This window comes from Maribacter confluentis (assembly GCF_030505015.1).
GTDB lineage: Bacteria > Bacteroidota > Bacteroidia > Flavobacteriales > Flavobacteriaceae > Maribacter > Maribacter sedimenticola.
The window spans coordinates 2,161,921-2,186,938 of the sequence record NZ_JAUKUC010000001.1 but is presented as its reverse complement, the minus strand read 5'-3'; the positions used below and the strand labels follow the sequence as shown (position 1 = coordinate 2,186,938).

Annotated in this window: 21 protein-coding genes; 12 read left to right on the top strand and 9 right to left on the bottom strand. The window is 35.1% G+C overall.

The window, feature by feature from the left end:
• Positions 1-97: 97 nt before the first annotated feature.
• The gene (locus Q2T41_RS09630; protein WP_304435902.1) at positions 98-1,783 is read left to right on the top strand and encodes a glutamine--tRNA ligase/YqeY domain fusion protein; all 1,686 of its coding nucleotides are present in this window, start codon (positions 98-100) and stop codon (positions 1,781-1,783) included.
• A gap of 144 nt (positions 1,784-1,927) precedes the next feature.
• Here the strand turns inward: Q2T41_RS09630 and Q2T41_RS09625 are convergent, their stop codons facing one another.
• Positions 1,928-2,857 (bottom strand): SPFH domain-containing protein, encoded by a 930-nt coding sequence (locus Q2T41_RS09625; RefSeq protein ID WP_089261226.1) that lies wholly within the window; start codon positions 2,855-2,857, stop codon positions 1,928-1,930.
• Between the two features lie 201 nt (positions 2,858-3,058).
• Here Q2T41_RS09625 and Q2T41_RS09620 point away from each other — a divergent pair, with 201 nt between their 5' ends.
• On the top strand, positions 3,059-3,418 hold the full coding sequence (locus tag Q2T41_RS09620) for a bleomycin resistance protein (protein ID WP_304435901.1): 360 nt from the start codon (positions 3,059-3,061) through the stop codon (positions 3,416-3,418).
• Between the two features lie 69 nt (positions 3,419-3,487).
• On the opposite strand, the gene katG is transcribed toward Q2T41_RS09620, so the two are convergent.
• Positions 3,488-5,731, bottom strand: a complete 2,244-nt coding sequence (katG, locus tag Q2T41_RS09615; RefSeq protein WP_304435900.1) for a catalase/peroxidase HPI — start codon at positions 5,729-5,731, stop codon at positions 3,488-3,490.
• 252 nt (positions 5,732-5,983) lie between these two features.
• Between katG and Q2T41_RS09610 the strand changes: the two genes are divergently transcribed.
• The 3 genes from Q2T41_RS09610 to Q2T41_RS09600 all read left to right on the top strand — a co-directional run bounded on the left by Q2T41_RS09610 (position 5,984) and on the right by Q2T41_RS09600 (position 8,226).
• Positions 5,984-6,550 (top strand): PepSY domain-containing protein, encoded by a 567-nt coding sequence (locus Q2T41_RS09610; RefSeq protein WP_304435899.1) that lies wholly within the window; start codon positions 5,984-5,986, stop codon positions 6,548-6,550.
• A 47-nt stretch (positions 6,551-6,597) separates the two neighbouring features.
• Positions 6,598-7,578, top strand: a complete 981-nt coding sequence (rlmF, locus tag Q2T41_RS09605; RefSeq protein WP_304435898.1) for a 23S rRNA (adenine(1618)-N(6))-methyltransferase RlmF — start codon at positions 6,598-6,600, stop codon at positions 7,576-7,578.
• Positions 7,579-7,827: 249 nt separating this feature from the next.
• On the top strand, positions 7,828-8,226 hold the full coding sequence (locus Q2T41_RS09600) for an ACT domain-containing protein (RefSeq protein ID WP_304435897.1): 399 nt from the start codon (positions 7,828-7,830) through the stop codon (positions 8,224-8,226).
• Positions 8,227-8,256: 30 nt separating this feature from the next.
• Here the strand turns inward: Q2T41_RS09600 and gltX are convergent, their stop codons facing one another.
• Positions 8,257-9,765 carry a glutamate--tRNA ligase gene (gene gltX, locus Q2T41_RS09595; protein WP_304435896.1) on the bottom strand — a complete coding sequence of 503 codons (1,509 nt, stop codon included), beginning with the start codon at positions 9,763-9,765 and terminating at the stop codon, positions 8,257-8,259.
• A 182-nt stretch (positions 9,766-9,947) separates the two neighbouring features.
• Between gltX and Q2T41_RS09590 the strand changes: the two genes are divergently transcribed.
• The 5 genes from Q2T41_RS09590 (at position 9,948) to Q2T41_RS09570 (ending at position 17,339) form a co-directional block, all read left to right on the top strand.
• Positions 9,948-13,430: a DUF4175 family protein gene (locus Q2T41_RS09590; RefSeq protein ID WP_304435895.1), complete on the top strand. Its 3,483-nt coding sequence runs from the start codon at positions 9,948-9,950 to the stop codon at positions 13,428-13,430.
• Positions 13,405-13,824 (top strand): rRNA maturation RNase YbeY, encoded by a 420-nt coding sequence (gene ybeY / locus Q2T41_RS09585; RefSeq protein WP_304435894.1) that lies wholly within the window; start codon positions 13,405-13,407, stop codon positions 13,822-13,824. The genes Q2T41_RS09590 and ybeY overlap by 26 nt, the downstream gene beginning before the upstream one ends.
• 4 nt (positions 13,825-13,828) lie before the next feature.
• The gene (gene mnmG / locus Q2T41_RS09580) at positions 13,829-15,697 is read left to right on the top strand and encodes a tRNA uridine-5-carboxymethylaminomethyl(34) synthesis enzyme MnmG (protein ID WP_304435893.1); all 1,869 of its coding nucleotides are present in this window, start codon (positions 13,829-13,831) and stop codon (positions 15,695-15,697) included.
• Between the two features lie 34 nt (positions 15,698-15,731).
• Entirely contained in the window at positions 15,732-16,592 is an 861-nt protein-coding gene (locus tag Q2T41_RS09575; protein ID WP_304435892.1) for a class I SAM-dependent methyltransferase, read from the top strand.
• A 240-nt stretch (positions 16,593-16,832) separates the two neighbouring features.
• The gene (locus Q2T41_RS09570) at positions 16,833-17,339 is read left to right on the top strand and encodes an OmpH/Skp family outer membrane protein (protein ID WP_304435891.1); all 507 of its coding nucleotides are present in this window, start codon (positions 16,833-16,835) and stop codon (positions 17,337-17,339) included.
• Positions 17,340-17,383: 44 nt separating this feature from the next.
• Here the strand turns inward: Q2T41_RS09570 and Q2T41_RS09565 are convergent, their stop codons facing one another.
• The 3 genes from Q2T41_RS09565 to rnr form a co-directional block, all read right to left on the bottom strand.
• Positions 17,384-18,064, bottom strand: a complete 681-nt coding sequence (locus Q2T41_RS09565; RefSeq protein ID WP_144803647.1) for a LysE family translocator — start codon at positions 18,062-18,064, stop codon at positions 17,384-17,386.
• 6 nt (positions 18,065-18,070) lie between these two features.
• Positions 18,071-18,748 carry a head GIN domain-containing protein gene (locus Q2T41_RS09560; protein ID WP_089261215.1) on the bottom strand — a complete coding sequence of 226 codons (678 nt, stop codon included), beginning with the start codon at positions 18,746-18,748 and terminating at the stop codon, positions 18,071-18,073.
• An 82-nt stretch (positions 18,749-18,830) separates the two neighbouring features.
• Positions 18,831-21,026 (bottom strand): ribonuclease R, encoded by a 2,196-nt coding sequence (rnr, locus tag Q2T41_RS09555; RefSeq protein WP_304435890.1) that lies wholly within the window; start codon positions 21,024-21,026, stop codon positions 18,831-18,833.
• A gap of 646 nt (positions 21,027-21,672) precedes the next feature.
• Between rnr and Q2T41_RS09550 the strand changes: the two genes are divergently transcribed.
• Both Q2T41_RS09550 and Q2T41_RS09545 read left to right on the top strand, forming a co-directional pair.
• Positions 21,673-22,101: an RpiB/LacA/LacB family sugar-phosphate isomerase gene (locus Q2T41_RS09550; protein WP_304435889.1), complete on the top strand. Its 429-nt coding sequence runs from the start codon at positions 21,673-21,675 to the stop codon at positions 22,099-22,101.
• Between the two features lie 101 nt (positions 22,102-22,202).
• A complete protein-coding gene (locus tag Q2T41_RS09545) occupies positions 22,203-22,646 on the top strand; it encodes a GNAT family N-acetyltransferase (RefSeq protein WP_089261213.1) in 444 nt (147 codons plus the stop codon).
• Between the two features lie 50 nt (positions 22,647-22,696).
• On the opposite strand, the gene Q2T41_RS09540 is transcribed toward Q2T41_RS09545, so the two are convergent.
• The 3 genes from Q2T41_RS09540 to dcm all read right to left on the bottom strand — a co-directional run bounded on the left by Q2T41_RS09540 (position 22,697) and on the right by dcm (position 24,984).
• Positions 22,697-23,071, bottom strand: a complete 375-nt coding sequence (locus Q2T41_RS09540; protein WP_089261212.1) for a hypothetical protein — start codon at positions 23,069-23,071, stop codon at positions 22,697-22,699.
• Positions 23,072-23,149: 78 nt separating this feature from the next.
• Positions 23,150-23,758 (bottom strand): hypothetical protein, encoded by a 609-nt coding sequence (locus Q2T41_RS09535; RefSeq protein ID WP_304435888.1) that lies wholly within the window; start codon positions 23,756-23,758, stop codon positions 23,150-23,152.
• The gene (gene dcm, locus Q2T41_RS09530; protein WP_304435887.1) at positions 23,755-24,984 is read right to left on the bottom strand and encodes a DNA (cytosine-5-)-methyltransferase; all 1,230 of its coding nucleotides are present in this window, start codon (positions 24,982-24,984) and stop codon (positions 23,755-23,757) included. Before dcm ends, Q2T41_RS09535 begins: the two co-directional genes overlap by 4 nt.
• Positions 24,985-25,018 lie beyond the last annotated feature (34 nt).

Below are 25,018 nucleotides of genomic sequence, written 5' to 3'. Positions count from 1 at the left end.
CATTTCTGTTGTGAAAGTCATTTAAAATAAGGTCAGTTATATTTAAACCTTTAAGTTAAGTCAATTTTGCTACTTTTGTAGACTGAAATTAAACGACATGAACGAGACATCAAAGTCTTTGAATTTTATTGAACAAATAGTAGAGGAAGACCTCGCAAATGGCTATGGAAGAGAGGATCTACGTTTTAGATTTCCCCCAGAACCAAATGGATATTTGCACATTGGTCATGCAAGTTCCATTTGCTTAAATTTTGGTTTAGGTTTACGGTATAATGCACCTGTAAATCTGAGGTTTGACGATACCAATCCGGCAAAAGAAGAACAAGAGTTTGTTGATGCCATTAAAAAAGATGTGGAATGGCTGGGCTTCACATGGGATACCGAACGGTATGCTTCTGATTATTTTCAACAATTATATGATTGGGCCATTATTTTAATCAAGGAAGGAAAAGCTTATGTAGATGATCAATCATCTGAAGAAATGGCCGCCCAAAAAGGTACACCAACAGAACCTGGCACCAATAGTCCAAATAGGAATCGGTCCATTGAAGAAAATTTAGCCCTTTTTGATCAAATGAAACGTGGTGAATTTAGTGAGGGCACTCATGTACTTAGAGCTAAAATAGATATGTCCTCATCAAATATGTTAATGAGGGACCCTATCATGTACCGGGTCTTACATAAGGCGCACCATAGGACAAATACCGATTGGTGTATTTACCCAATGTATGATTGGACACATGGCGAAAGCGATTATATTGAGCAAGTGTCCCATTCTTTTTGTACGCTAGAGTTTGCAATGCACCGTGAATTATACAATTGGTTTTTAGACCAGGTATATGAACCCGGTAAGATACGTCCAAAACAGCGTGAATTTGCGCGTAGAAACCTCAGTCATACGGTTGTTAGCAAACGAAAATTGTTACAATTGGTAGAGCAAGGTTTTGTAAACGGATGGGACGATCCAAGAATGCCGACGATTTCTGGATTGCGCAGAAGAGGTTATACTCCTGAATCCATTCGCAACTTTGTGGACACTATCGGAATCGCCAAAAGAGACAATCTTATTGACGTTTCCTTGTTGGAATTTACAATAAGGGAACATTTAAATAAGACCACCCATAGGGTAATGGGGGTTTTAAATCCATTAAAATTGGTAATTACCAATTATCCTGAAGGACAAACGGAATGGTTAGAGGCCGAAAACTCACCAGAAGACGAGCATGCCGGATCAAGGCAAGTACCATTTTCTAGGGAATTATATATTGAGCAGGACGATTTTAAAGAAGAGGCTAATAAAAAATTCTTCCGTTTAAAGTTGGGAGGAGAAGTTCGACTAAAAAACGGATATATTATTAAGGCGGAGAGCTGTACTAAAGATACCGACGGGAATATTGTAGAGGTACAATGTACTTACGACCCTAAAAGTAAAAGTGGAAGTGGTACCGAAGAAAGTTTGAGAAGGGTAAAGGGTACTTTGCACTGGGTGTCAATAGCACATGCAATTAAGACCGAAGTAAGGTTATATGACCGTTTATTTACCGATGAAAGTCCGGATACCCACAAGGATAAGGATTTTTTGGAATTTATTAATCCAGATTCCTTGAGCATTATTACAGGTTATGTAGAACCAGCTCTAAAAAATGCTGCTATAGGCGACCGTTTTCAGTTTCAACGTTTAGGTTATTTCTGTGTTGACCCAGATAGTAACGACAACCTATTGGTTTTTAATAGAACAGTAGGGCTTAGGGATTCATGGGCTAAAATACAGGATAAAAAATAGGTAGATATTAAAACGTTTGCACTATAATAGAATGAAATGCAAGAGGCCATTAAGCATAATGTTTAATGGCCTCTTTCTATATACGTACTTGTACGATTAATAAACTCTTTGAGTCTTTCTATTGTACGGGTATAATACTAATCCTTATTCCTTAGGCTTTGGCTTGTTCGTTTTTTTCATGCTTTCCCCTATCATATTACTTGCGGTAAAACTTGCCACCATATTGTTCAGCATATCACTTCCCGCTTGTGGGGAATTGGGCAATAAAATCAGGTTCGTATTTGTTTCTTCCCCAATACTCTGTAGCGTGTCATAATGTTGTGTTACCACGATCAGAGCGGAGGCTTCCTGTGAGTTTATGCCCACTTTGTTCAATACTTCTACGGATTCTTCAAGTCCCCTTGCTATTTCCCTTCTTTGATCGGCTATACCTTGCCCTTGTAACCGCTTGCTTTCCGCTTCTGCCTTTGCTTTTTCTACAATTAAGATACGTGCGGCATCCCCTTCAAATTGCGCTGCTGTTTTTTGACGTTCAGAAGCGTTTATGCGGTTCATTGCTTCTTTAACCTGCGCATCTGGGTCAATATCCGTCACCAAGGTTTTTATAATGTCATAACCATAATCTAGCATGGCATCCTGTAATTCTGATTTTACCGCTATGGCGATATCATCTTTGCGTACAAAAACATCATCCAACTTCATTTTAGGAACCTCGGCCCTAACTACATCAAATACATAGGAAGTAATTTGTTCATGTGGATATTCAAGCTTATAAAATGCATCGTATACCTTTTCCCTGATAACCACATACTGCACGGAAACCTTAAGTTTCACAAAAACATCGTCCAAGGTTTTTGTTTCTATAATCACATCAAGCTGCTGAATTTTTAGACCTATTCTTGCCGCTATCCTTTGTACGAATGGAATCTTAAACTGGATTCCGGAATGACGGACACTGGTAAACCTACCAAATGTCTCAATTAATACCGCTGTCTGCTGTTTTACAATAAATACACCGGATAGCACGGTGAAAATGACAAGAAACGCTATCGGAATCCAAATAAATGAGCCCATAATTATTAATTTTATAGTTAATACTGGAAGATACAGAAACCCTTCTTAATATAAGTAGCTAAATGTCCGTATTTGTTACATCCCAGTATTTCTTTAAGTTATATACTTGACATCTTAATTTACCGGTTATATTAAAACATCAAGCTTAACCACATTAAACTATATTTAAAGTATCTTCTATCACTCACAATACCTGTACTTATGTTAATAACGGTTCATCCAAAGTTGCCCATGCGAAATAAGACAATGACCAAATCATACTATATAAAATCTCTTGGTTTTGAAGAAATAGGCACCCAAGAATATCCTGATTATCTCATGCTTAAGAAAGATGCGGCCGAATTACATTTTTTTCTATTTAAAGATTTAAATCCTAAAGATAATTATGGCCAAATCTATATCAGAACCAATGCAATAGACGAAATATACCGTTTGCTATTAGAGCGGCGAGTATCAATACATCCCAATGGAAAACTAGGGATAAGACCTTGGGGACAAAAGGAGTTTTCCCTTTTAGATCCAGATAATAATTTGTTGACATTTGGTCAAAGAAATATTTAATACCGCTTAGTATAAACAGAAAAGGCAGCTGTAACAGCTGCCTTTTCCTACGGGGTTAAGTTTATTGTATTAAATATCAAAACGATCCAAGTTCATAATCTTGGTCCAAGTTCTTGTGAAATCTCGTACAAATTTTTGTTTTGCATCTTCTGTTCCATAAACCTCTGCCAGAGCACGTAATTCAGAATTTGAACCGAAAATAAGATCTGCCCTTGTGGCGGTCCATTTTACGTTACCGGTCTTGCGGTCACTTCCTTCAAATATCGTGTCATCCTCTGTAGTGGCTTTCCATGTAGTGCCCATATCCAATAAATTAACAAAGAAATCATTGGTCAATACACCTGGATTATTAGTAAACACACCATGGTTAGAACCGTCATAATTAGTTCCCAACACACGCAGTCCACCAACAAGAACGGTCATCTCTGGAGCGGTCAATGTTAGTAAGTTGGCTCTATCCACCAAAAGTTCTTCGGCATTAACAGAATATTTTTGTTTCGTAAAGTTTCTGAATCCGTCGGCAATTGGCTCTAGCGCTTCAAAAGCTTCTACGTCGGTCATTTCCTGTGTCGCATCGGTACGGCCCGGAGCGAAAGCCACTTCTGTTTCAAAACCTGCCAAACGGGCGGCATTTTCAACTGCTGCGGTTCCTGCCAAAACAACTAAATCGGCAAATGATACTTTTTTATTGCCAGACTGCTTATCGTTGAATTCTTTTTGTATTCTCTCCAAGGTCTGAACAACTTTTGTCAATTGCGCGGGATTATTAACTTTCCAATCCTTTTGCGGTGCCAAACGGATTCTACCTCCATTGGCCCCTCCACGTTTATCAGAATCCCTGTAAGTAGAAGCGGATGCCCAAGCAGTAGCTACCAATTCTGAAGTTGAAAGTCCAGAAGATAAAATACTTTTTTTCAATTCTGCGATATCGCTATCATTTATCAATTCAAAATCAACAGATGGCACTGGGTCTTGCCATAATAGTTCCTCTTGTGGCACTTCAGGTCCTAAATACCTTTCCTTAGGTCCCATATCACGGTGGGTCAACTTAAACCAAGCACGAGCATACGCATCTTCAAATTCTTTTGGATTTTCCAAAAAGTGTCTGGATATTTTTTCATATTCCGGATCCATTCTTAGGGACATATCTGTGACCAACATAAACGGCTGGTGTGTTTTCCCTTCAATATGGGCATCTGGCACCGTTCCTGCGCCGGCATCACCAACAGGCTTAAACTGCCAAGCCCCTGCAGGACTTTTAGTAAGTTCCCATTCAAATCCAAATAAGTTTTCAAAATACTTATGGCTCCATTTAGTGGGTGTTTGTGTCCATGCACCTTCTAATCCACTTGTAATTGTATCTGCACCTACACCAGAATTATAGTTGTTTTTCCATCCTAAGCCTTGGGCGGTTATATCTGCAGCTGCTGGTTCAACCTCAATATAGTCGTCCGGACTGGCAGCACCATGTGTTTTACCAAAAGAGTGCCCTCCTGCAATCAAGGCAACGGTCTCATAATCGTTCATTGCCATTCTTTTGAACGTTTGTCTTATATAGTGCGCTGCCTCCAAAGGATCAGGGTTTGCATTGTGCCCTTCTGGATTAACATAAATTAAACCCATATGTGCAGCACCAAGCGGATTTTCCAATTCGTTTCCGCCCTCGTCGTATCGAGATTTATTTCCTAACCATTCCGTTTCAGAGCCCCAGTAAATATCTTCTTCCGGCTGCCAGATATCCTCACGTCCTCCCGCAAAACCGAACATTGGTAATCCCATACTTTCATGAGCCACATTTCCGGTCAATATCATAAGATCCGCCCAAGATAATTTTCTACCATATTTCTGTTTAATAGGCCATAACAAAAGTCTTGCCTTATCTAAATTAGCATTGTCCGGCCAACTGTTCAATGGTGCAAATCGTTGATTTCCAGAACTAGCGCCGCCCCTACCATCTGCAATACGGTAAGTACCAGCACTATGCCAGGCCATACGGATAAAGAATGGTCCATAATGGCCATAATCCGCAGGCCACCAATCTTGACTCTTGGTCATTAAATCTGCAATGTCCTTTTTAACCTCTGCAAGATCTAATGTCTTAAACTCTTCAGCATAATTAAAGTCATCATCCATTGGATCTGCCTTTTTAGAATGCAGTCTTAGGATGTTTAAATTCAGCATATTTGGCCACCAGTCTCTATTGCTGGTGCCGCCACCTGCAGCTTGGTTCAATTGGCCGTTCAAAAACGGGCAATCGGCAGCAGATGATTCATTCGTGTCCCAGGCTTCGCCTTTTCCATTAGTACTACTCATGATATAATTGATTTTTAAAGTTGTCCATATCTATCGAAAGTAAATTTATCAATATTTTATTTATGAAGTTTAGTATTTCAATAGATAAAAACTATGCAATATTTTTTATCTCAATACAATCCTTACTTTAATTCCAATATGATTCATTTTATCTGGCATCCATCTTTTAACAATACCTTATATAGTGTCCTTTTACAAAACTAGCTATCTTGCGCTACAAGGCGTAGACACCAATTTAAGTTGAAAAATTGAATGGCAGTAAAAAAGAGGCAAAAGCAGGCCAAATGGTTACGTAGGTTTAGAAAGATCCATAGGGCTACAGGGGCGGCACTTTTTATTTTTTTCTTTTTTATATCGGTTACCGGTCTTTTATTGGGTTGGAAAAAACATAGCGGTGGGCTAATACTTTCAAAATCTTACCAAGGAACATCAACAGATTTAGCAGATTGGTTGCCACTTGATAGTCTTCAGGTTTTAGCAAACACCTATTTAATGGACAATGTATCGCATAATTTATCTACGGAAATTGATAGAATAGATATTAGAAAAGACAAGGGAATGGTCAAATTCACGTATACCGATCATATTTGGGGCCTTCAACTAGATGGCACTACAGGTAAACTCTTACATACGGAAAAACGTTATTCTGATTTTATTGAAAGAATCCATGATGGATCTATACTGGACCAATATCTAGGAACTAGTAACAACCCCTTGAAAGTACTGTATACATCTATTATGGGTGTTGCTTTATTGATTTTTACAATCACAGGATTTTGGTTATGGTACGGCCCCAAACGAATGCGCCGAAACAATTAATTATCTTAAAACATTGGCTTTGTATGTAATTACGCAGCCTTATACCTATGCAAAAATCCACTAAAAAGAACGAGGAGAAACCACCTGTATTACACCCGCGAAATAAACACAAGGGTAGGTATGACCTAAAGGCACTTTGTGATTCGTCCCCAAACCTCAAGGAATTTATAATAAAAAATAAATACGGAAAGCAGTCTATAGATTTTTTTAATTCTACGGCAGTAAAAGCACTGAACACGGCATTAGTCAAAGTTCATTATGGAATAGAATATTGGGATATACCAAATGGTTTTCTTTGTCCGCCCATTCCCGGTAGGGCCGATTATATACATCATTTAGCCGATTTATTGGCTTCCATAAGCAAAGGGGTCATTCCTGTAGGTAAACACATAAAAGGCCTGGACATAGGAGTTGGGGCCAATTGTATATATCCAATAATTGGAAATGCCGTTTACGGATGGTCGTTTGTTGGAACGGATATTGACCAAAAGAAGATAGATTCGGCGGTGCTTATCGTCACGAAAAATCCAACTTTACAAGATAAGGTAGAACTTAGGATCCAAACTCATCCCGGGCAAATTTTTAAAGAGGTAGTGGATGCAGATGAGAAAATTGATTTTTCCATCTGTAATCCCCCTTTTCATGCAAACCAAAAAGAGGCAGAAGCTGGCACATTACGAAAATTAAGCAATCTTAAAAAGAAGCGAATAAAAAAACCCGAACTAAATTTTGGAGGTCAAGGTGGTGAGCTGTGGACGGACGGCGGAGAAAGGAAGTTTATTCTTAATATGATCAATGAAAGCAAATACTTTGCAAAACAATGTGCTTGGTTCACTACATTGGTGTCAAAGCAATCCAATCTTAGAACATTTTATAACCGTTTAGAGGAAATTGGGGCTGTTGAACACCGTACAATACCAATGGGACAAGGAAACAAACAAAGTAGAATAGTGGCTTGGACCTTTTTAACTGCACAAGAACAGCAATCTTGGGCAGCGAACCGATGGATAAATAAGACGGATAATTAAGTTATCATTCTTATTATTAATTTTTATAGATTGCCGAAAGACTTTGAGTACCCGGAAGTTTAAAAAATAATTTTATCATATAAGGCCATGCTACTTATTCTTAAAAAGGGAAATGATGTGCAAACCCATATGATTTATCTATAGCCTTTTTAAGGCTTATTTGACCCGTACATATCGTTTTGGGCGATTTTATTTTCCTTAAGCGTTAGGGCGGGCAAATTCTTTAAACACCCTCTTAAAAGCGTTCGTATGGCCGGAGAAAAAGATTTAAATTCCTTATTAAAAGGTTTACATCCAAAATTAAATCCTGGAACCTATGTTTTCATCACTACTAAAGCACCTCTTGATGTAGACCGATCCCATATTATATTTGAATTTAAGGAGTTTGAAGGGGTAACCCATATCATTTCTAAAGAAAAAGCAGAAGAACTCGAATTGGAATATGCCTTTGTATCTTCTTGGATAACTTTAAACGTACATTCCTCATTAGAGGCTATAGGCTTAACCGCCGCGATAGCTGGGGCTTTGACCAAAAATAATATTAGCTGTAACGTTGTTGCGGCCTTCTATCATGATCATCTTTTTGTTCCGGAAAACAAAACACGTTTGGCGATGGATGTTTTGGAAAAAATTACCGAACATTTATAACCACTATACCAGATGGTTCTTAAGAACGGATTAACCCAATTTACTTAACGCTTTTTGAATTCTAGAAATACTTTCTTGTTTTCCTAGTAGTTCCATAATGTCAAAAATATGGGGGCCCTTCATGTCGCCCACTAAAAAAAGGCGTAAGGGGGGCATAACCTTACCAAAAGAAAGCTCGGTTTCCGTGATCCAATCCTTCACCAACTGTTCCGTATTTTCCGAATTAAAATTGGAAATGGGTTCGAGAACCGGAATCAATTGATTCATGATGTCGGCGGTATCTTCTTTCCATTGTTTCTTTACGGCCTTTTCATTGTAGGTAGATGGTGCAATAAAGAAGTAATCGCTCAGCTCCCAAAAATCCGATACAAATACGGCCCTTTCCTTGATTAAGGAAATTACTTTGGTGATATAGCCCAATTCTTTTCTGTTGGCGTCATCCGCATATTTATCCACTGTAGGAAAATACAGTTTAGCCAAATCCTCATTATTACTCTTTTGTAAATAATGTTGATTATACCATTTGGTTTTTTCTGGGTCAAAACGAGCACCACTTTTGTTAACGCGTTCTAAACTAAATGTTTCCACCAGTTCCGATAAAGTAAAAATCTCTTGTTCCGTTCCTGGATTCCAACCTAATAAAGCCAAGAAATTAATTACGGCTTCTGGAAAATACCCGGCTTCCTTATACCCTTCTGACTCTTGCCATGATAATGGAAAGACAGGGAAACCCATTTTTTCACCATCCCTTTTACTCAATTTGCCTTTGCCAACCGGTTTCATAATTAAAGGTAGGTGCGCAAAATTAGGAGCTTGCCACCCAAATGCATCATATAGTTGTTGGTGCAAGGCCAAGGATGGCAACCATTCTTCACCACGTATAACATGGCTTATTTCCATTAAATGGTCGTCCACAATGTTGGCCAGATGATAGGTTGGCATTCCATCACTTTTAAACAAAACTTTATCATCAAGAATATTCGTATCAATTTCAATATCACCACGAATAATGTCCTTTAAATGTAATTTTTCATCGGGTGGCGTTAAAAATCGAATAACATAATCCTCTCCATTATTCAAACGCTGCTGAACCTCCTCTGGCATTAATGAAAGGGAGTTGTCCAGTTTTAAACGGTTATGCCAATTATAGATAAAAGTTTTTCCTTTTTGTTCATGGTCCTTTCTGTGGAAATCCAATTTTTCGGCCGTATCAAAAGCATAGTATGCCTTACCGTTATCTATCAGTTTTTGTGCGTATTCCTTATAAAGTGATTTACGTTCACTTTGTCTATAAGGTCCAAAACCTCCGTCTTTTCCTATTCCTTCATCAAAAGGAATACCACACCAATTAAGGGCATCGATAATATATTGTTCCGCACCTTCTACATATCTATTCTGGTCCGTATCCTCTATTCGCAAAATAAATGTGCCTCCATGTTTTTTGGCAAAAAGGTAATTGAACAAGGCCGTACGAACACCACCTATGTGTAAGGGGCCAGTAGGGCTGGGAGCAAAACGAACGCGAATTTTAGAAGACATAATTTGATATTAAGGGTGCAAAGATACATAACCCCATGTATTTTATTTGCTAAACAAAATCATATTCCCAATTTTGGACAAAACCTAAAATAAATATTCAAAACTGTTTGTCTCATGGGTTTTAACAATTTATTCCCAACAAACATAGGGTATAACCGTTATCTTGGTATAAAAAAGAACCATTGCAAGATTATAAATACATATTAGATAAGCTAAACCAGTTTATAAAAAAACATTATTCAAAAATTCTACTCAAAGGTTCGTTGCTGTTCATTGCCTTTGGATTACTGTTTTTTATACTCATTATAAGTATAGAATATTTCTTTTGGCTCAATACCACAGGAAGGTTTATTCTGTTCGGTATTTTTTTGTTTGTAGAATCATTTTTACTGTTCAAATATATCTTAACCCCCATATTTTACCTTTTTCGAATTAAAAAAGGAATAGGACCAAAAGATGCTGCGGTTCTTATTGGAAAGCACTTTCCTGAAGTTGGCGATAAACTAACCAATTTGATAGAACTTGCCGATGACAAACAACAATCAGAATTATTATTAGCCAGCATTGCCCAACGCTCCAAACAATTGAACCCGGTTCCCTTTTCAAATGCTATAGACTATAAAGAAGCTTTTGGTTATAGTAAATATGCCATTATACCGCTTTGTATTTTAGCAGTAGTCTACATATCCGGAAATTGGAATTCATTTTTTGGTACTTATGATAGGGTAGTGAATTATCAGTTAGCATTTGAAAAGCCTGCTCCATTTCATTTTGAACTAATGAACAAAAATCTAAATGTATTGGAGGACCGCTCATTAACTGTTCATGTGACGACCAAAGGATCTATTAAACCAGAAAATGTATTTATAAATATTGAAGGGAAAGAGGTTTTGTTACCATATGAAAACGGATTTTACACGCATACCTTTAAACCTCCCTTAAAAAACACATCGTTTCATTTTACGGCGAACAATGTTACATCGGCTACCTACAATTTAACTTCTTTGGACACACCGTATATATTGGATTTTAGCTTGCAGTTGAACTACCCTACATACTTAGGTAAAAAAAATGAAACAATAAAAGGAACGGGAAACGCTGTAATTCCAGAAGGCACCGAGGTTTCGTGGAAAATTAACGCAAAAAATACCGAGAAGATTAATTTGATTACTAGTGATACATCATTAGTCTTACAAAATAATGAAGAACTATTTAATATCAATAAAAGAATTTATAACAATCTAAAATATCAATTAACTACCAGTAATAAAAATGTAAGTGATTATGAAGAGTTGTCCTATGCACTAACCGTTATAAAAGATGGTTATCCTACAATAGAGGTAACCCAAATCCTTGACTCCTTAAACCTGAACGTGTCCTATTTTACAGGAAATGCATCAGATGATTATGGATTGGACAATATTACTTTGGTCTACTACGAAACTGCAAATGAAAAAGAATCACAAACACTGGAATTGAGTAGACCCAAAAACAATTTTGAGCAATTTTATTATACGTTTCCCTCCGGTTTAAACCTTGATGCGGGTAAAGATTATAGTTACTATTTTCAAGTTACGGACAATGATGCCATACATGCAGGTAAATCTGCTAAAACACAGGTTTTTCAACAAACTTTATTAGATGATGATGAATTAAGAAATAAGGATTTGGAATCACAACAAACACTGATCAAGGACTTGGATAAAACCTTACAACGCGCAAAAGAGCAAAAAGAATCTTTGGAAGAACTCAACCAAAATCAAAAAGAAAAAAACAGTCTCAATTTTAGTGATCAAAACGAAATAAAGGATTTTCTGAAAAAGCAAGAAAGACAAGAACAACAAATGCAAAAGTTCAGCAAAGAGTTAAAGGAAAATCTTAAAAAAAGTAACCAAGATGACAAATTAAACCAATTGTTACAAGAACGTTTGGAACGGCAAGAACTAGAAGCAAAAAAGAACGAAAAATTATTGGAGGAACTAAATAAGATAGCTGATAAAATCAACAAGGAGGAGTTAAAAAAGAAGTTGGAGGAACTAGCTAAAAATCAACAAAACAGTGAGCGCAGTCTGGAACAATTATTAGAACTGACAAAGAGGTATTATGTAACCGAAAAAGCAGCGCAATTAGCTAAAGACCTTGAGGAATTGGCCAAAGAACAGGAAAAACTATCCACGGAAGGAAATGACAAAAACAAGGCTGAATCACAAGATAAATTGAACAAAAAATTTGATGTCATCGAAGCAGAGTTAGATGATTTGGAAAAGGACAATGAGGCATTAAAAAAACCAATTGATTTAAAAATTGAAAAAAGCAAAAAAGATGGTGTTCAAAAAGACCTAGATGATGCTTTAAAAGAACTACAAAAAGAACAAGATATAAACCAATCTGAGAAAAATCCAGCAGCGGAAAAACAAAAATCCGCATCAGATAAAATGAAAGAAATGAGTGAAGATTTGTCGTCTTCATCTGCAGGTGGTGGGGGTGGTTCTTCCTTATCTGAAGATGCGGAAATGTTACGTCAGATATTGGATAATTTAATTATTTTTTCTTTTAAGCAAGAAAACCTTTATGATCGGTTAAGTGCCCAAAAAGATTATGATGCCAATCAATACTCTAAAACCGTAAAGGACCAAAATGAATTAAAAGGACTATTTGAACATGTAGACGATAGTCTTTTTGCGCTTTCCTTAAGACAGGCAGAATTATCTGAATTTGTAAATGAACAGATTACAGAAGTATATTATAATATTGACAAATCTCTACAAACATTGGCAGATGGTCAGGTTTACCAAGGTATTTCACATCAAAAATATGTTCTTACAGCCGCAAACAGTCTAGCAGATTTTCTTGCAGAAGTAATGGACAATATGCAGCAAAACATGCAAATGGGAAAAGGGACCGGAAATAGTGAAAATGAATTTCAACTACCGGATATTATAGAAGGTCAAGAAAATATTGGTCAGAAAATGAATGGTCAAAAAGGAGCTGAAGGAGAGGGTAAAAATGGAAAGAGCGGTGAAGGGAACAAAGGAAAATCCGGAGAAAAAGGTAAAGATGGACAAGGAGGGGAACAGGGTGATAAAGGTGAAGAAGGATCCGGAAAAAATGGTAAACAAGGAAAAGGCAAAGATGGACAAGGGGGACAAAATGGCCAGGGGGGACAAAATGGTCAAAATGGTAATGGAAATTCCACTTCTGGAAACGGTCAAGATCAAATGAGCGAGGAAGAGATGAAAGAACTTTTTGAAATCTATCAAAGTCAGCAAAAAATAAGGCAAGCTTTAGAAGATCAACTTAAAAACATGATTAACGGTGGTGACCAGAAATTAGGAGAAAAATTAGTACGCCAAATGGAAGATTTTGAGAATGATTTATTAGAAAACGGAATTACACAACGCACTATCAACAAAGCAAATAACATTCAATATGAGTTACTTAAGTTAGAAAATGCTGCGTTAAAACAAGGAAAAAAATCTGAACGGGAAAGTAATACAAACCTAAAAAACTTCACGAATCCTATTACTACTAAACCCTCATTATTAGATAATTATCGCAATGAAGTAGAAATTTTAAATAGGCAAAGCTTACCTTTGCGCCAAAATTTTAGAACAAAGGTAAAAGAGTACTTCAAAGCCCATGATAAACTTCAATTATCTAACTGATTTTCATTTAAACACAGAAGAATTATTTTCTAATTGGTTGTCTAACGTTTGTATTAGCGAAGGATTTTCAATAGGAGAGCTGAACTATATTTTTTGTGATGATGATTATCTTTTAAAAATTAATCAAGACTACCTTCAGCACGATTACCTTACGGATATAATTACGTTTGATTATGTGGAAGGAAAAACCTTATTTGGCGACCTATATATTTCCATAGATCGTATAAAGGATAATGCGAACGAGTTTAATGTTACTTTTGATAATGAATTAAAGCGTGTAATGGTACATGGTGTTTTACACTTAATGGGTTATTCAGATAAAACACATTCGGCAATAACAGAGATGCGTTTTAAAGAAGATGAAAAAATAAAGCTGTTCCACGTGGAACAATAAAGATATGTTTGGAGAAAAATATGATGTAATCGTAGTAGGAGGTGGTCATGCCGGCGCAGAAGCTGCGGCCGCAGCCGCCAACATGGGGTCAAAAACTCTTTTGGTCACCATGAATTTGCAAAATATTGGACAAATGTCCTGTAATCCCGCTATGGGTGGTATTGCAAAAGGTCAAATTGTTAGGGAAATTGACGCATTAGGTGGATATAGCGGAATTGTTTCCGATAAATCTGCCATACAATTTAAAATGCTCAACAAATCCAAGGGTCCGGCAATGTGGAGTCCAAGAACCCAAAATGATAGAATGTTATTTGCAGAAGAGTGGAGACTAATGCTAGAAGGGACACCAAATGTTGATTTTTATCAAGAAATGGTATCCGGACTATTAGTTGAAAACGGTAAGATAGCCGGAGTCAAAACCTCTTTAGGTATTGAAATAAAATCTAAATCTGTTATTTTAACGAACGGTACCTTTTTAAACGGATTAATACATATTGGTGAAAAGCAATTTGGTGGAGGTAGGGCTGGAGAAAAAGCCGCTACAGGTATAACAGAGCAATTGGTAGAATTAGGATTTGAAAGTGGTAGGATGAAAACTGGTACACCACCACGAGTAGATGGCAGGTCGTTAGATTATTCAAAAATGTCTGTTCAACCAGGTGATGCGCAACCAGAAAAATTTTCGTACACAAATACACAAGTACTACAACACCAAAGAGATTGCCACATGACACATACAAGTGCTTTGGTACATGATTTGTTACGGGAAGGATTTGACCGCTCCCCAATGTTCAATGGTAGAATAAAAAGTTTAGGACCTAGATATTGTCCTTCCATAGAAGATAAAATAAACCGATTTGCAGATAAGGATAGCCATCAAATGTTTGTTGAACCCGAAGGATGGAAAACGGTAGAAGTTTATGTAAATGGATTTTCAACTTCACTCCCGGAAGACGTACAATTTAAAGCATTGCGTTCTGTGGTAGGTTTTGAAAATGTGAAATTTTTTAGACCTGGTTATGCTATTGAATATGATTATTTTCCACCAACTCAACTAAGACATACGTTAGAAACTAAATTGGTAGAAAATCTTTATTTCGCAGGACAGATAAACGGAACAACAGGATATGAGGAAGCTGCATCCCAAGGATTAATGGCCGGTATAAATGCACATCTAAAAAATAATGAACAATCCCCATTAATATTAAAAAGAGATGAGGCCTACATTGGAGTTTTGATCGATGACCTAATTACAAAAGGGACTGAAGAGCCATATAGAATGTTTACATCTAGAGCAGAATATAGAACATTATTAAGACAGGACAATGCAGACTTACGTCTTACCCCATTAAGTTATGCAATTGGATTAGCTGATGAAGATAGGATGAAACGAATGGAAGAAAAACTTACCAAATCCGAAGCCTTAGTAAATTTCTTTAAGGAAACCAGCGTACTGCCAAAGGATATTAATCCCATTTTAAAAGAAGTAGATTCAGCACCTGTGAAACAATCCGATAAAATGTACAAACCTTTTTCCAGACCAAATGTTACTATGGACCATATGAAAACATTACCCATAGTATCTGACTACATTACCACTCATAATTTAGATAACGAGGTACTGGAACAAGCAGAAATACAAATAAAATATTCTGGATATATAGCAAAGGAAAAAGTCAATGCTGATAAATTGCATAGACTGGAAGCAGTTAAAATTCCAGATAATTTTGACTACACCAAATTAAAATCATTATCCTTTGAAGCGCGCGAAAAATTATCGAAAATTAAACCGGTAACAATTTCGCAAGCATCAAGAATTAGTGGAGTTACTCCAAGTGACATCAGCGTACTTTTGGTTTTCTTAGGCCGGTAGGGGAAATTGTTCCACGTGGAACATTGATTAAAATATGAAAATAAACAACAGCAATTTTATGTCCGAAAAAAAGGTTTATATTAAAACGAAGGACTATTCTATAAGTAAAGAATCGTTTATATTAGAATACGAACCCTCTTTAGATATGCTTATAACAACGCCTCAACCTAAAGATATTTCAAAATATTATAAAGAAGAATCTTACATTTCACATAAAGATGAATCAAAACAATTTTTAGATAAAATCTATTTTATTGTAAAGAAATATACACTAAATAAAAAAATTAAATTCATCTCACAATACCAAAATGAATCAAAAACGTTATTGGATATTGGTACAGGAACAGGAGATTTTCTAAATGAAGCCAAAAGAAAAAACTGGACAACGACCGGAATTGAAATTAATCCTATTGCTAGACAAAAAGCTCAAAGTAAAGACTTAGAAATTTTTAAATCCATAGAACATTTAGGTGATAAAAAATACAACCTTATTACCTTATGGCATGTACTAGAACATCTTCCTAATTTAGAGGAACAGATAGAAAAGCTAGATAATTTGCTTGAAGTAGGAGGTACCTTAATCATAGCTGTACCAAATTATAAATCCTATGATGCAAAGTATTACAAACATCATTGGGCCGCTTTTGATGTTCCCAGACATCTATGGCATTTTTCCAAAAACTCCATAAAAATACTTTTTAAGAAAAAAGGGTTGAACATTAAAAAAATCACCCCAATGTATTTTGACTCCTATTACGTATCCATTTTATCCGAAAAATATAAAAATGGAAAAACTAATTATTTTAATGCTATGTACAGAGGATGGCAATCAAATTTAGAAGCTAGACGCACTGGACAGTATTCTTCGTTAATTTATACCCTACAAAGAGGATAAAATCCATTTTAAAGCTATTTAAACAAATATTTATTAATAAAGTAGGTATTTATATAGCTAATTATAAAAAACCCATTAAAATACATTATATAACGTAAAATATTATCAGTATTACTTATATTAAAATAATTTATAATAACTAATATCAATAATTACTAAATTTCTAGTAGATATCTATTTAATATACAATTACCAATATAAAAAGCTTTACTACTTTTGCAACATCTAAAAATGAAAAAAATGAAAAACGTAATTGTATTATTGGCATTTGTATTATTGGCATCTTGCCAGCAAGAAAAAATAGGATATGTCGATAATGTTAAATTGATGGACGAGTATCAACAAAAAATCGATGTTGAAGCTAAATTTAAAGAAAGGGCAGATGTACTTGCTAAAAGAAGAGATAGTATTTCACAGGCTTTCCAAATGGAAGCACAAGCCTTTCAAACTAAGGCACAATCTATGTCTCAAAGCAAGGCCCAAGAAGAATATGCAGCAATGCAGCAAAAAGGCCAAATGATAGGTCAACAATTACAGCAACAAGATCAACAACTTCAAATAGAAGGACAAACTGAAATGGACAGTATTGTATCTTCCGTAAAAAAAGAAATAAAGGCTTATGGTAAAGCCAATGGTTATTCCTATATATTAGGTGGCGGAGATGGTGGAAGTGTTCTTTATGGTACGGAAGCTAATGATTTAACCGATGAAATTGTTAAAATATTAAACGACAAATACAAGAAGTAATCTTCCAAAATAGTTAAGAAAGCCGGTAATTCTACCGGCTTTTTTTATTCTACTATACTATATTCCAGATTTTCCAACCTCTTTTCTATATCAAATTGGTTTTTAGGTAAAAATCCTTTTACAATCAAAACTATACCACATATTATCAATATAATCCCAATTATCTTCTTTATCCATTTAATACGATTTACCGTAAGTTTTCTCTTTAACTGCTTGGCAAGTAATATTTTAAAAATATCCGTTACAAAATAAGACAACAATACGGTAGCAAAAAAAGTTATGAACCTATTAGGTTGGTTATCCAAACTAGGTCCAACTATTATGATGATACCTAGCCAAAATACCAGAACACCTATATTGATAAAATTTAAAAGAAAACCTTTAATAAACAATCCGAGAAAATCAGATTTTCTAATACGTTTAGACTCATCCGGTAAGGTAATATTACCCACTTTAAAAAAAGTAAATACACCATATATCAATAAAATAACACCGCCAAAAACGTATAGACCCGGTTGGTTACTTAAATTTTCAAGAAGCTGAAAACTACTAAAGTAAGCAAGTATTATAAATAAAACATCGGCCAAAAGAACACCTAAATCAAAGGTTATTGCAGCCCTAAATCCTTTTACCGCACTAGTCTGTAATAAAACAAAGAAAACAGGGCCTACCATAAAGCTTAGAAAAAAGCCTAAAGGAATTGCAGCCTGGATATCTTCTAACATGTAAGTTTACATTCTTTTTATAGTTCCACCAAAAACGGTTTTTTCCTCCAATTTCTTAGGATTGCCAAATACAAGTACCTCACCACCGGCCTTAACGGTAGCCTTAACATAGTCCCTTGCATTAATTTCTGCTCTAGAACCTGCATTTACATTAATGGTAGAAAAATTGGTTTCAAAATTTTTTCCTTCATAAACACCACCTGTATTTATTTGCACATCTTGTAGATTGGCATTTCCTGATGTTTTTATAATACCACCAGAAACGGACTTTATCAACATTTGTTCTACCTCTGCCTGAACAATAAGTTCACCGCCCTCTTGGGCCTTGAGTTCAAGAACATCTTGCTGTATGATATCTTCAGTAATAATTCTAGCATCCTCATTAACATCTATTACTACCAAAGGGTTGGAATAATAAACATCTATGAACGTTTTATAACCACTAAAAATTTTACCTATTTGCATTCTAATCTTTAGAACACCATTATTATTAACAATAGCCACACTTGATGTATTCTCACCAGTAATAACCGCTTTGTTTTCATTTGATTTTATCAGATTGATAGATAACCCGTCAAAACCCTTAATTTCTTTAAAAGCATCAAGATTCTGGGTTACTTTATTATCCTGGCCATTTACCAAAATACAACCAAAGAGAAACACTATAATTGCTATTTGTTTCATTCTTTACGTATAAACTTGTTTAATAGGGATTTGTAAAAAAAATTCCCTTATTCAGCGACCTTATACCAAAATTCGTTCCAAATTATTTCTGTTCATCGGGAATCAAAGCAAAATCAAGGTGCCTTTTAATTAAATCGGTACTTTTTACCATTACAGTAACTTCATCACCTAATTGATATTTTCTTTTAGTTCTTTCTCCAATAATGGCATATTGCTTTTCATCAAAGATAAAATAATCTCCTTTTATGTCCCTGATTCTTATCATGCCCTCACATTTATTTGCAATGATTTCCACATAGATACCCCATTCGGTAACACCACTGATGACGCCCCTAAATTCTTCATCCTTATGATCTTGCATAAATTTGATCTGCATGTACTTTATAGAATCTCGCTCTGCACTAGAAGCTAAGTATTCCATATCTGAAGAATGTTTACATTTCTTTTGATATTCCTCATCCTTAACAGATTTACCACCATCTAGATAATGTTGTAACAATCTATGCACCATAACATCTGGATACCTACGTATTGGTGAAGTAAAATGGGTATAATAATCAAAAGCCAAACCATAATGACCAATATTATCTATGGTATATATAGCTTTGCTCATACTACGTATAGTCAAGGTATCTACCATATTTTGTTCCTTTTTACCCTTTACATCCTGTAAAAGTTGATTTAATGAAGAACTAATGGATTTTTTATCCTTAAAATCCAGTTTATGACCAAATTTAGATACAATACCGTTTAGAGCCATTAATTTATCCGGATCCGGATCATCATGAACCCTATATACAAAAGTCTTTTTAGGTTTTTGCTTACCTATAAATTCTGCCACTTTTCTATTGGCCAAGAGCATAAACTCTTCTATTAGTTTGTTGGCATCTTTAGATTCCTTGAAATATACCCCTACCGGATTGCTATTTTCGTCTAGATTAAAACGAACTTCTACCTTATCAAAAGACAGAGCCCCTTTATCCATACGTTTTTCACGCATTATTTTAGCTAAACGGTTCATGGTCAATGTAGCCTCTACAACCTCATCAGAAACTTTGTAGGCACCATTTTCCCTTATAGAAACCTCTTTTGGAATGGCACCATTTCCATTTTCTATTATATACTGTGCCTCTTCATAAGCAAAACGTTCATTGGAATTGATTACCGTTCTACCAAACCACTGATTTCTTAAAACAGCCTTATCATCCAATTCAAAAATTGCCGAAAAAGTATACTTTTCTTCATTTGGCCGCAGCGAGCACGCATTATTGGATAATACTTCAGGTAACATAGGAACAACACGGTCTACTAAATATACAGAGGTAGCCCTATTATATGCTTCTTCATCCAGTATGGTATCTTTTTCAAGATAATGGGACACATCTGCTATATGTATTCCTATTTCAAAATTACCATTTTCCAATTTTTTAAAGGAAAGGGCATCATCAAAATCCTTGGCATCCTTGGGATCAATCGTAAATGTCAAAACATCCCTTAAATCCTTACGTTTTAAAATTTCCTCTCTTTTAATGGAAGTATCCAGTTGATTTGCAAAATGCTGAACTTCTGGAGGAAAAGAATAGGGAAGACCATATTCTGCAAGTATGGAATGAATTTCAGTATCATGTTCTCCAGGTACACCTAAAACTTCCGTTACCTTACCAAAAGGTGAATCTACATCATCTGGCCAATCCGTAATTTCAACTAATACTTTCTCACCATCACTGGCACCACCCAATTTATCTTTGGATACAAATATATCCGTATACATTCTAAAATCAGAAGGTCTTACAAAAGCAAAGGTCTTTTGCATATCCACTATACCAACAAAGGTTGTTTTAAAACGTTCTAAAATCTTAACAACCTCTCCTTCAAGTTTTTTACTTTTCTTTTTAGGATAGATATATACTTCAACCTTATCCTTATGAAAGGCTTTGTTTAATTTATGAGCAGGTATGAAAATATCATCGTCCATACCTTCTACAATAATATATGCATTACCCTTTCCGGTAACATCTACGGTACCTTCATGTACACTTTTTGAATTTTCCAATACTTTATATTGCCCACGATCAACCTCTTGAATACGCTTTTTTTCCTTTAATTGGGTTAATCTTTTTATAAGGGTATTTCTATCTTGGGCATCGGTAACATTTATCTTTGCAGCTATTTGCTTGTAATTAAAGCTTTTGTTCGGTTCATTTTCAAGAACAGTAAAAATACCTTTGGTAATTTCATTGGTCCTATGGTTCTTCGCCTTCTTATTTCTTTTCGACATTCATCTTTTTATTTGTTGGAAAATTACGAATTATAATCCACTACCAATAAACCAACTCTTATTGAAAGGATAAAGAACTTTACTGTTATCAACAATTATAATATAATAGACAGTTTTTCTTTTAAATTAAATTAAATATAAATGGTTATTATAGCTTGTTCATAACTGGTATAACTTATCTATAATTTTCTTGATTTTATGACATACCAAAAGTTGTTGACATGCTATCCATTTTAAATATAATTGGAAATCAGAATTTTGGGAAGTTATGAGTAAACGTTTATAACTACTATTAACATGAATTTTTTAATAACTAAATGTAAATTTTATGTTAACGTGAAGCTTATTTTTGGTGAAAATCCACTAACACTTTCTAAAAATTTATTTCGTCTTATTTATAATTAAAGTGTAAGCAGCTATCAAATCTTAAATGCAAGTTTTTGAGCATTTTTTTTTAAACAATTTATGCATGTACTAATCTTGCTTATAACGAAGTAATTAACAACGATTAAATTTAAGTTAGCAATAAATGTTGTGTAGTACTTAAATTTTGTTGTCAATAGCTGATTATCGTACCTTTAGCAAGGTTTTATCTTTCCCCCGAGGATATTATCTATGAACTTATTAACCTATAATGAATACGCTTATGAAAGTAGCTATTGGTAATGACCACGCGGGAACGGAATACAAATTAGCTATAATTGGTTTATTGAAATCAATGCAGATTGAAGTTATTAACCACGGTACGGACGGTACGGACAGTGTGGATTACCCTGATCATGCACATCCTGTAGCCTATGATGTGGAAAAAGGTAATGTAGATATGGGAATCATTATTTGTGGAAGCGGCAATGGGGCCTGTATGACAGCAAATAAACAGCAAAATGTAAGAGCTGCCCTATGTTGGAACAAAGAGATTACCCAATTGGCCAGGGAACATAACGATGCCAATATATTAAGTTTACCGGCCCGCTATATTTCCTTGCCCCAAGCTTTGGAAATGGTGAGGACTTTTTTATCTACTTCTTTTAGTGGGGGTAGACATGAACGTAGGGTTGAAAAGATACCGGTATAGAAATTATTATGTTCATAACCTTGTTTGTTATTATATAAATAACTGAAATATAAATAGTTAATATCTAAAGATATAAACACAACCCGTTAGTAGTCCTATATATGCTTCATATCCACATTAAAAAGTTCAATGAACTGAACACATCTGAACTTTATGAACTTTTGAAATTAAGGAGTGAGATATTTGTAGTGGAACAAAACTGTGTATATCAAGATTTGGATGATAAAGATAAAAAAGCACTTCATGTTATTGGTATTCGGGACAACATTATAGTGGCCTATACTAGAATATTTGGACCTGGAGATTATTTTAAGGAAGCTAGTATTGGCAGGGTAGCTGTAGATAAACGATATAGACGTTTTGGTTATGGAAAGGAAATAATGGAAAGTTCTATAAAGGGGGTACAGGAACATTTTAATATAGATACCATTCAATTATCTGCGCAGACCTATCTGATAAAATTCTATTCTTCTTTAGGATTTAAAAAGGTAGGTGAGGAATATTTAGAAGATGGTATACCTCATATTAAAATGATTATGAATTAAAAAAAAAATACCGCAACATTGCGGCATTTTAGTTGATATAAATTTTATTATTAAATTTTAATGGGTGTTTTATTACTTAGGTTAATATCTTCAAGCATTGTATCCGTAAACTTGTAATGCCCCCTGGTAGTTATTATTCTGAATCTATTGGAATTCATTCTACTTAATGTATCCAAAAAAAGCCATTTAGATTTTAATAATCTTGTACTGTGCGATTTTAGACTAATATCAAAATAATATTTTCTACCATTTTTAACAGCTACGATATCAGGTGTAATATTATCATCTTTTCCTTTTCTCGAATATGATTTAGGAGTTTCATAGCCCTCTATATCTGCCTTGATATTTTCAAAACCTGTGGCTTCTAAATGTTGTATAGATTTCTCTAAAAATTCCGTGTTTTCTGACTTTTCTACTTTTACCATACCTTATAAGATATCATAATTTAGGAGAATTACAAATTTTAAATACTGATTAACAATATGTTAAGATATATTAAAGGCTTACACCAATCGTTTTGCCAAACCATTTTCAATAAGAAAGTCTAATCTTAGAATAAGGTTTATTGGTTTTTCAACTTTGGTGTTCGTAGAAAAATAAAGGTAACCTTCCGTACGGTGGTCAAGTTCATTAATTATTAGTTTACCCTGAGTTACGTTGCTATTTTTAAAATAGGATGCTAAAGAAGTCTTGGTAATTTTCCGTGCTTCTAGTAAGGAGCAAAGTTTTTTACGATTTACCAATGTTATTTTACATGTTGTGTAAATAGAAGGTTCATCCTCATATATTGCAGTGACCAAGGCATAAAAATCCGTCTTTTTTCTTGTATCAAAAAGCCATCCTTCTTTATGGTAATTATTTTTGAAATAAGACAATTCAAAAGCAAATGTAGGCAGGTCATCATTAACGTAATCTAACTGGGCTTTTTCATCTATATAATAGACAGCCTTGGTTTTTTTATGGGTAAAGATAACATCTATACCGGCCAATTGTTGTTTATAATCAACTATACGTTTAGTGTTGTATTGGGTCAAATATTTAGTATAGTACACATCCAATAGAACTGAAAGTTTTCTTTCTTTGTTCAAATCAGATGTAAAAGTACTTTTCACGATAAATGAATTTTTTCTATAAGTGATTCTCCAATTTTTTCGACCACACCAACTACCAAGGCATTTCCCATGAAAAACACACGTTTGGTATTGGATATACCATCTAGTGCAGTATGGTTTTCAGGAAACATGTTTAAACGCTCAATTTCTTTTGGAGTTAATCTACGCAAACCATTATTGGTCTGTATTACATGTTTAAATCTAGACGGACTTTTACCTCCTTCACCCGTAATTATTGTGCGTGATGCATTGGACAATGCATCGGGAAAAACCATACTACCTTCGCTATAGTTATATATAAAACCAGATTTGGCGGTACGCACTTCTTTTTTTGCACCTTTCAGGTATTCCCATTTTGCATAATCATTTTTAGGTATATAGAATTCTTCCGCTACGGGTTCTTCATCTAGAACATCGCCCAATACTGTTCGTTTACCTTCATAGGTAGGAGTTGTCTTTGTCGTATAAACTGTTCCGTTTACAAAGTAACCAGTATTTTTAAAGGGCGATAATTTTTCTCCTGTATTAAAATTTTCTGAAAGTGAAACAAGGTCATCCGTAATTTCAAAGGAATCTATTTTAGAGGTAGTACTTGTAATAGGAAAAGCATTTACAATGGTACTAGATTTAAATATCCAATCCCATGCGCTCGCTTTTTTGAGCGTTTTATAACGCAATGTAGATTTATGATATCCTAAAAAGAAAATACGCCTTCGCCTTTGGGGCATTCCATAATCTGCAGCGTTGATAACTCTCCATTCCACGGCGTAACCTAGATCATCCAGACTTTTTAGCATTATGGCAAAATCTCTTCCACGTTGTGTAGATGGCGATTTTAATAAACGATCTACATTTTCAAGAAAAAGATATTTTGGGGGATTCTTTTTCTCCGATAATATTTTATGGATGCTCCACCATAACACACCTTTTTTACCTATTAGACCTTTGGAATTCTGTAATGTGGTCGCAACGGAATAATCCTGACAAGGAAAACCGCCTACCAAAATATCCGCATCTGGAATTTTATGTGTTGGTACCTCTGATATATCTGTATTACTATGATTTTTTTTACCGAATCTAGCTTCATAGACCAAGGACGCATGCTGTGTCTTGGTACTCGGTTCCCATTGATTGCTCCACACTACCTCAAATTTACCGGTCGCTTCCAGTCCTAATCTAAAACCGCCTACACCGGCAAAAAGTTCTATAACCTTAAGTTTCTTCATTTGCGATAAAATTACATAAATTCACGAGGGAAAT

What these genes read in the sequence shown, in the direction of transcription:
- ybeY (WP_304435894.1), top strand. Translation starts at nt 13,405, where the DNA reads ATGATAAACTTCAATTATCTAACTGATTTTCATTTAAACACAGAAGAA.
- Q2T41_RS09540 (WP_089261212.1), bottom strand. Translation starts at nt 23,071, where the DNA reads ATGGTAAAAGTAGAAAAGTCAGAAAACACGGAATTTTTAGAGAAATCT.
- katG (WP_304435900.1), bottom strand. Translation starts at nt 5,731, where the DNA reads ATGAGTAGTACTAATGGAAAAGGCGAAGCCTGGGACACGAATGAATCA.
- Q2T41_RS09620 (WP_304435901.1), top strand. Translation starts at nt 3,059, where the DNA reads ATGTTAATAACGGTTCATCCAAAGTTGCCCATGCGAAATAAGACAATG.
- rlmF (WP_304435898.1), top strand. Translation starts at nt 6,598, where the DNA reads ATGCAAAAATCCACTAAAAAGAACGAGGAGAAACCACCTGTATTACAC.
- Q2T41_RS09565 (WP_144803647.1), bottom strand. Translation starts at nt 18,064, where the DNA reads ATGTTAGAAGATATCCAGGCTGCAATTCCTTTAGGCTTTTTTCTAAGC.
- Q2T41_RS09600 (WP_304435897.1), top strand. Translation starts at nt 7,828, where the DNA reads ATGGCCGGAGAAAAAGATTTAAATTCCTTATTAAAAGGTTTACATCCA.
- rnr (WP_304435890.1), bottom strand. Translation starts at nt 21,026, where the DNA reads ATGTCGAAAAGAAATAAGAAGGCGAAGAACCATAGGACCAATGAAATT.
- dcm (WP_304435887.1), bottom strand. Translation starts at nt 24,984, where the DNA reads ATGAAGAAACTTAAGGTTATAGAACTTTTTGCCGGTGTAGGCGGTTTT.
- Q2T41_RS09545 (WP_089261213.1), top strand. Translation starts at nt 22,203, where the DNA reads ATGCTTCATATCCACATTAAAAAGTTCAATGAACTGAACACATCTGAA.
- Q2T41_RS09550 (WP_304435889.1), top strand. Translation starts at nt 21,673, where the DNA reads ATGAAAGTAGCTATTGGTAATGACCACGCGGGAACGGAATACAAATTA.
- Q2T41_RS09560 (WP_089261215.1), bottom strand. Translation starts at nt 18,748, where the DNA reads ATGAAACAAATAGCAATTATAGTGTTTCTCTTTGGTTGTATTTTGGTA.
- Q2T41_RS09625 (WP_089261226.1), bottom strand. Translation starts at nt 2,857, where the DNA reads ATGGGCTCATTTATTTGGATTCCGATAGCGTTTCTTGTCATTTTCACC.
- Q2T41_RS09610 (WP_304435899.1), top strand. Translation starts at nt 5,984, where the DNA reads ATGGCAGTAAAAAAGAGGCAAAAGCAGGCCAAATGGTTACGTAGGTTT.
- Q2T41_RS09575 (WP_304435892.1), top strand. Translation starts at nt 15,732, where the DNA reads ATGAAAATAAACAACAGCAATTTTATGTCCGAAAAAAAGGTTTATATT.
- Q2T41_RS09630 (WP_304435902.1), top strand. Translation starts at nt 98, where the DNA reads ATGAACGAGACATCAAAGTCTTTGAATTTTATTGAACAAATAGTAGAG.
- mnmG (WP_304435893.1), top strand. Translation starts at nt 13,829, where the DNA reads ATGTTTGGAGAAAAATATGATGTAATCGTAGTAGGAGGTGGTCATGCC.
- gltX (WP_304435896.1), bottom strand. Translation starts at nt 9,765, where the DNA reads ATGTCTTCTAAAATTCGCGTTCGTTTTGCTCCCAGCCCTACTGGCCCC.
- Q2T41_RS09570 (WP_304435891.1), top strand. Translation starts at nt 16,833, where the DNA reads ATGAAAAACGTAATTGTATTATTGGCATTTGTATTATTGGCATCTTGC.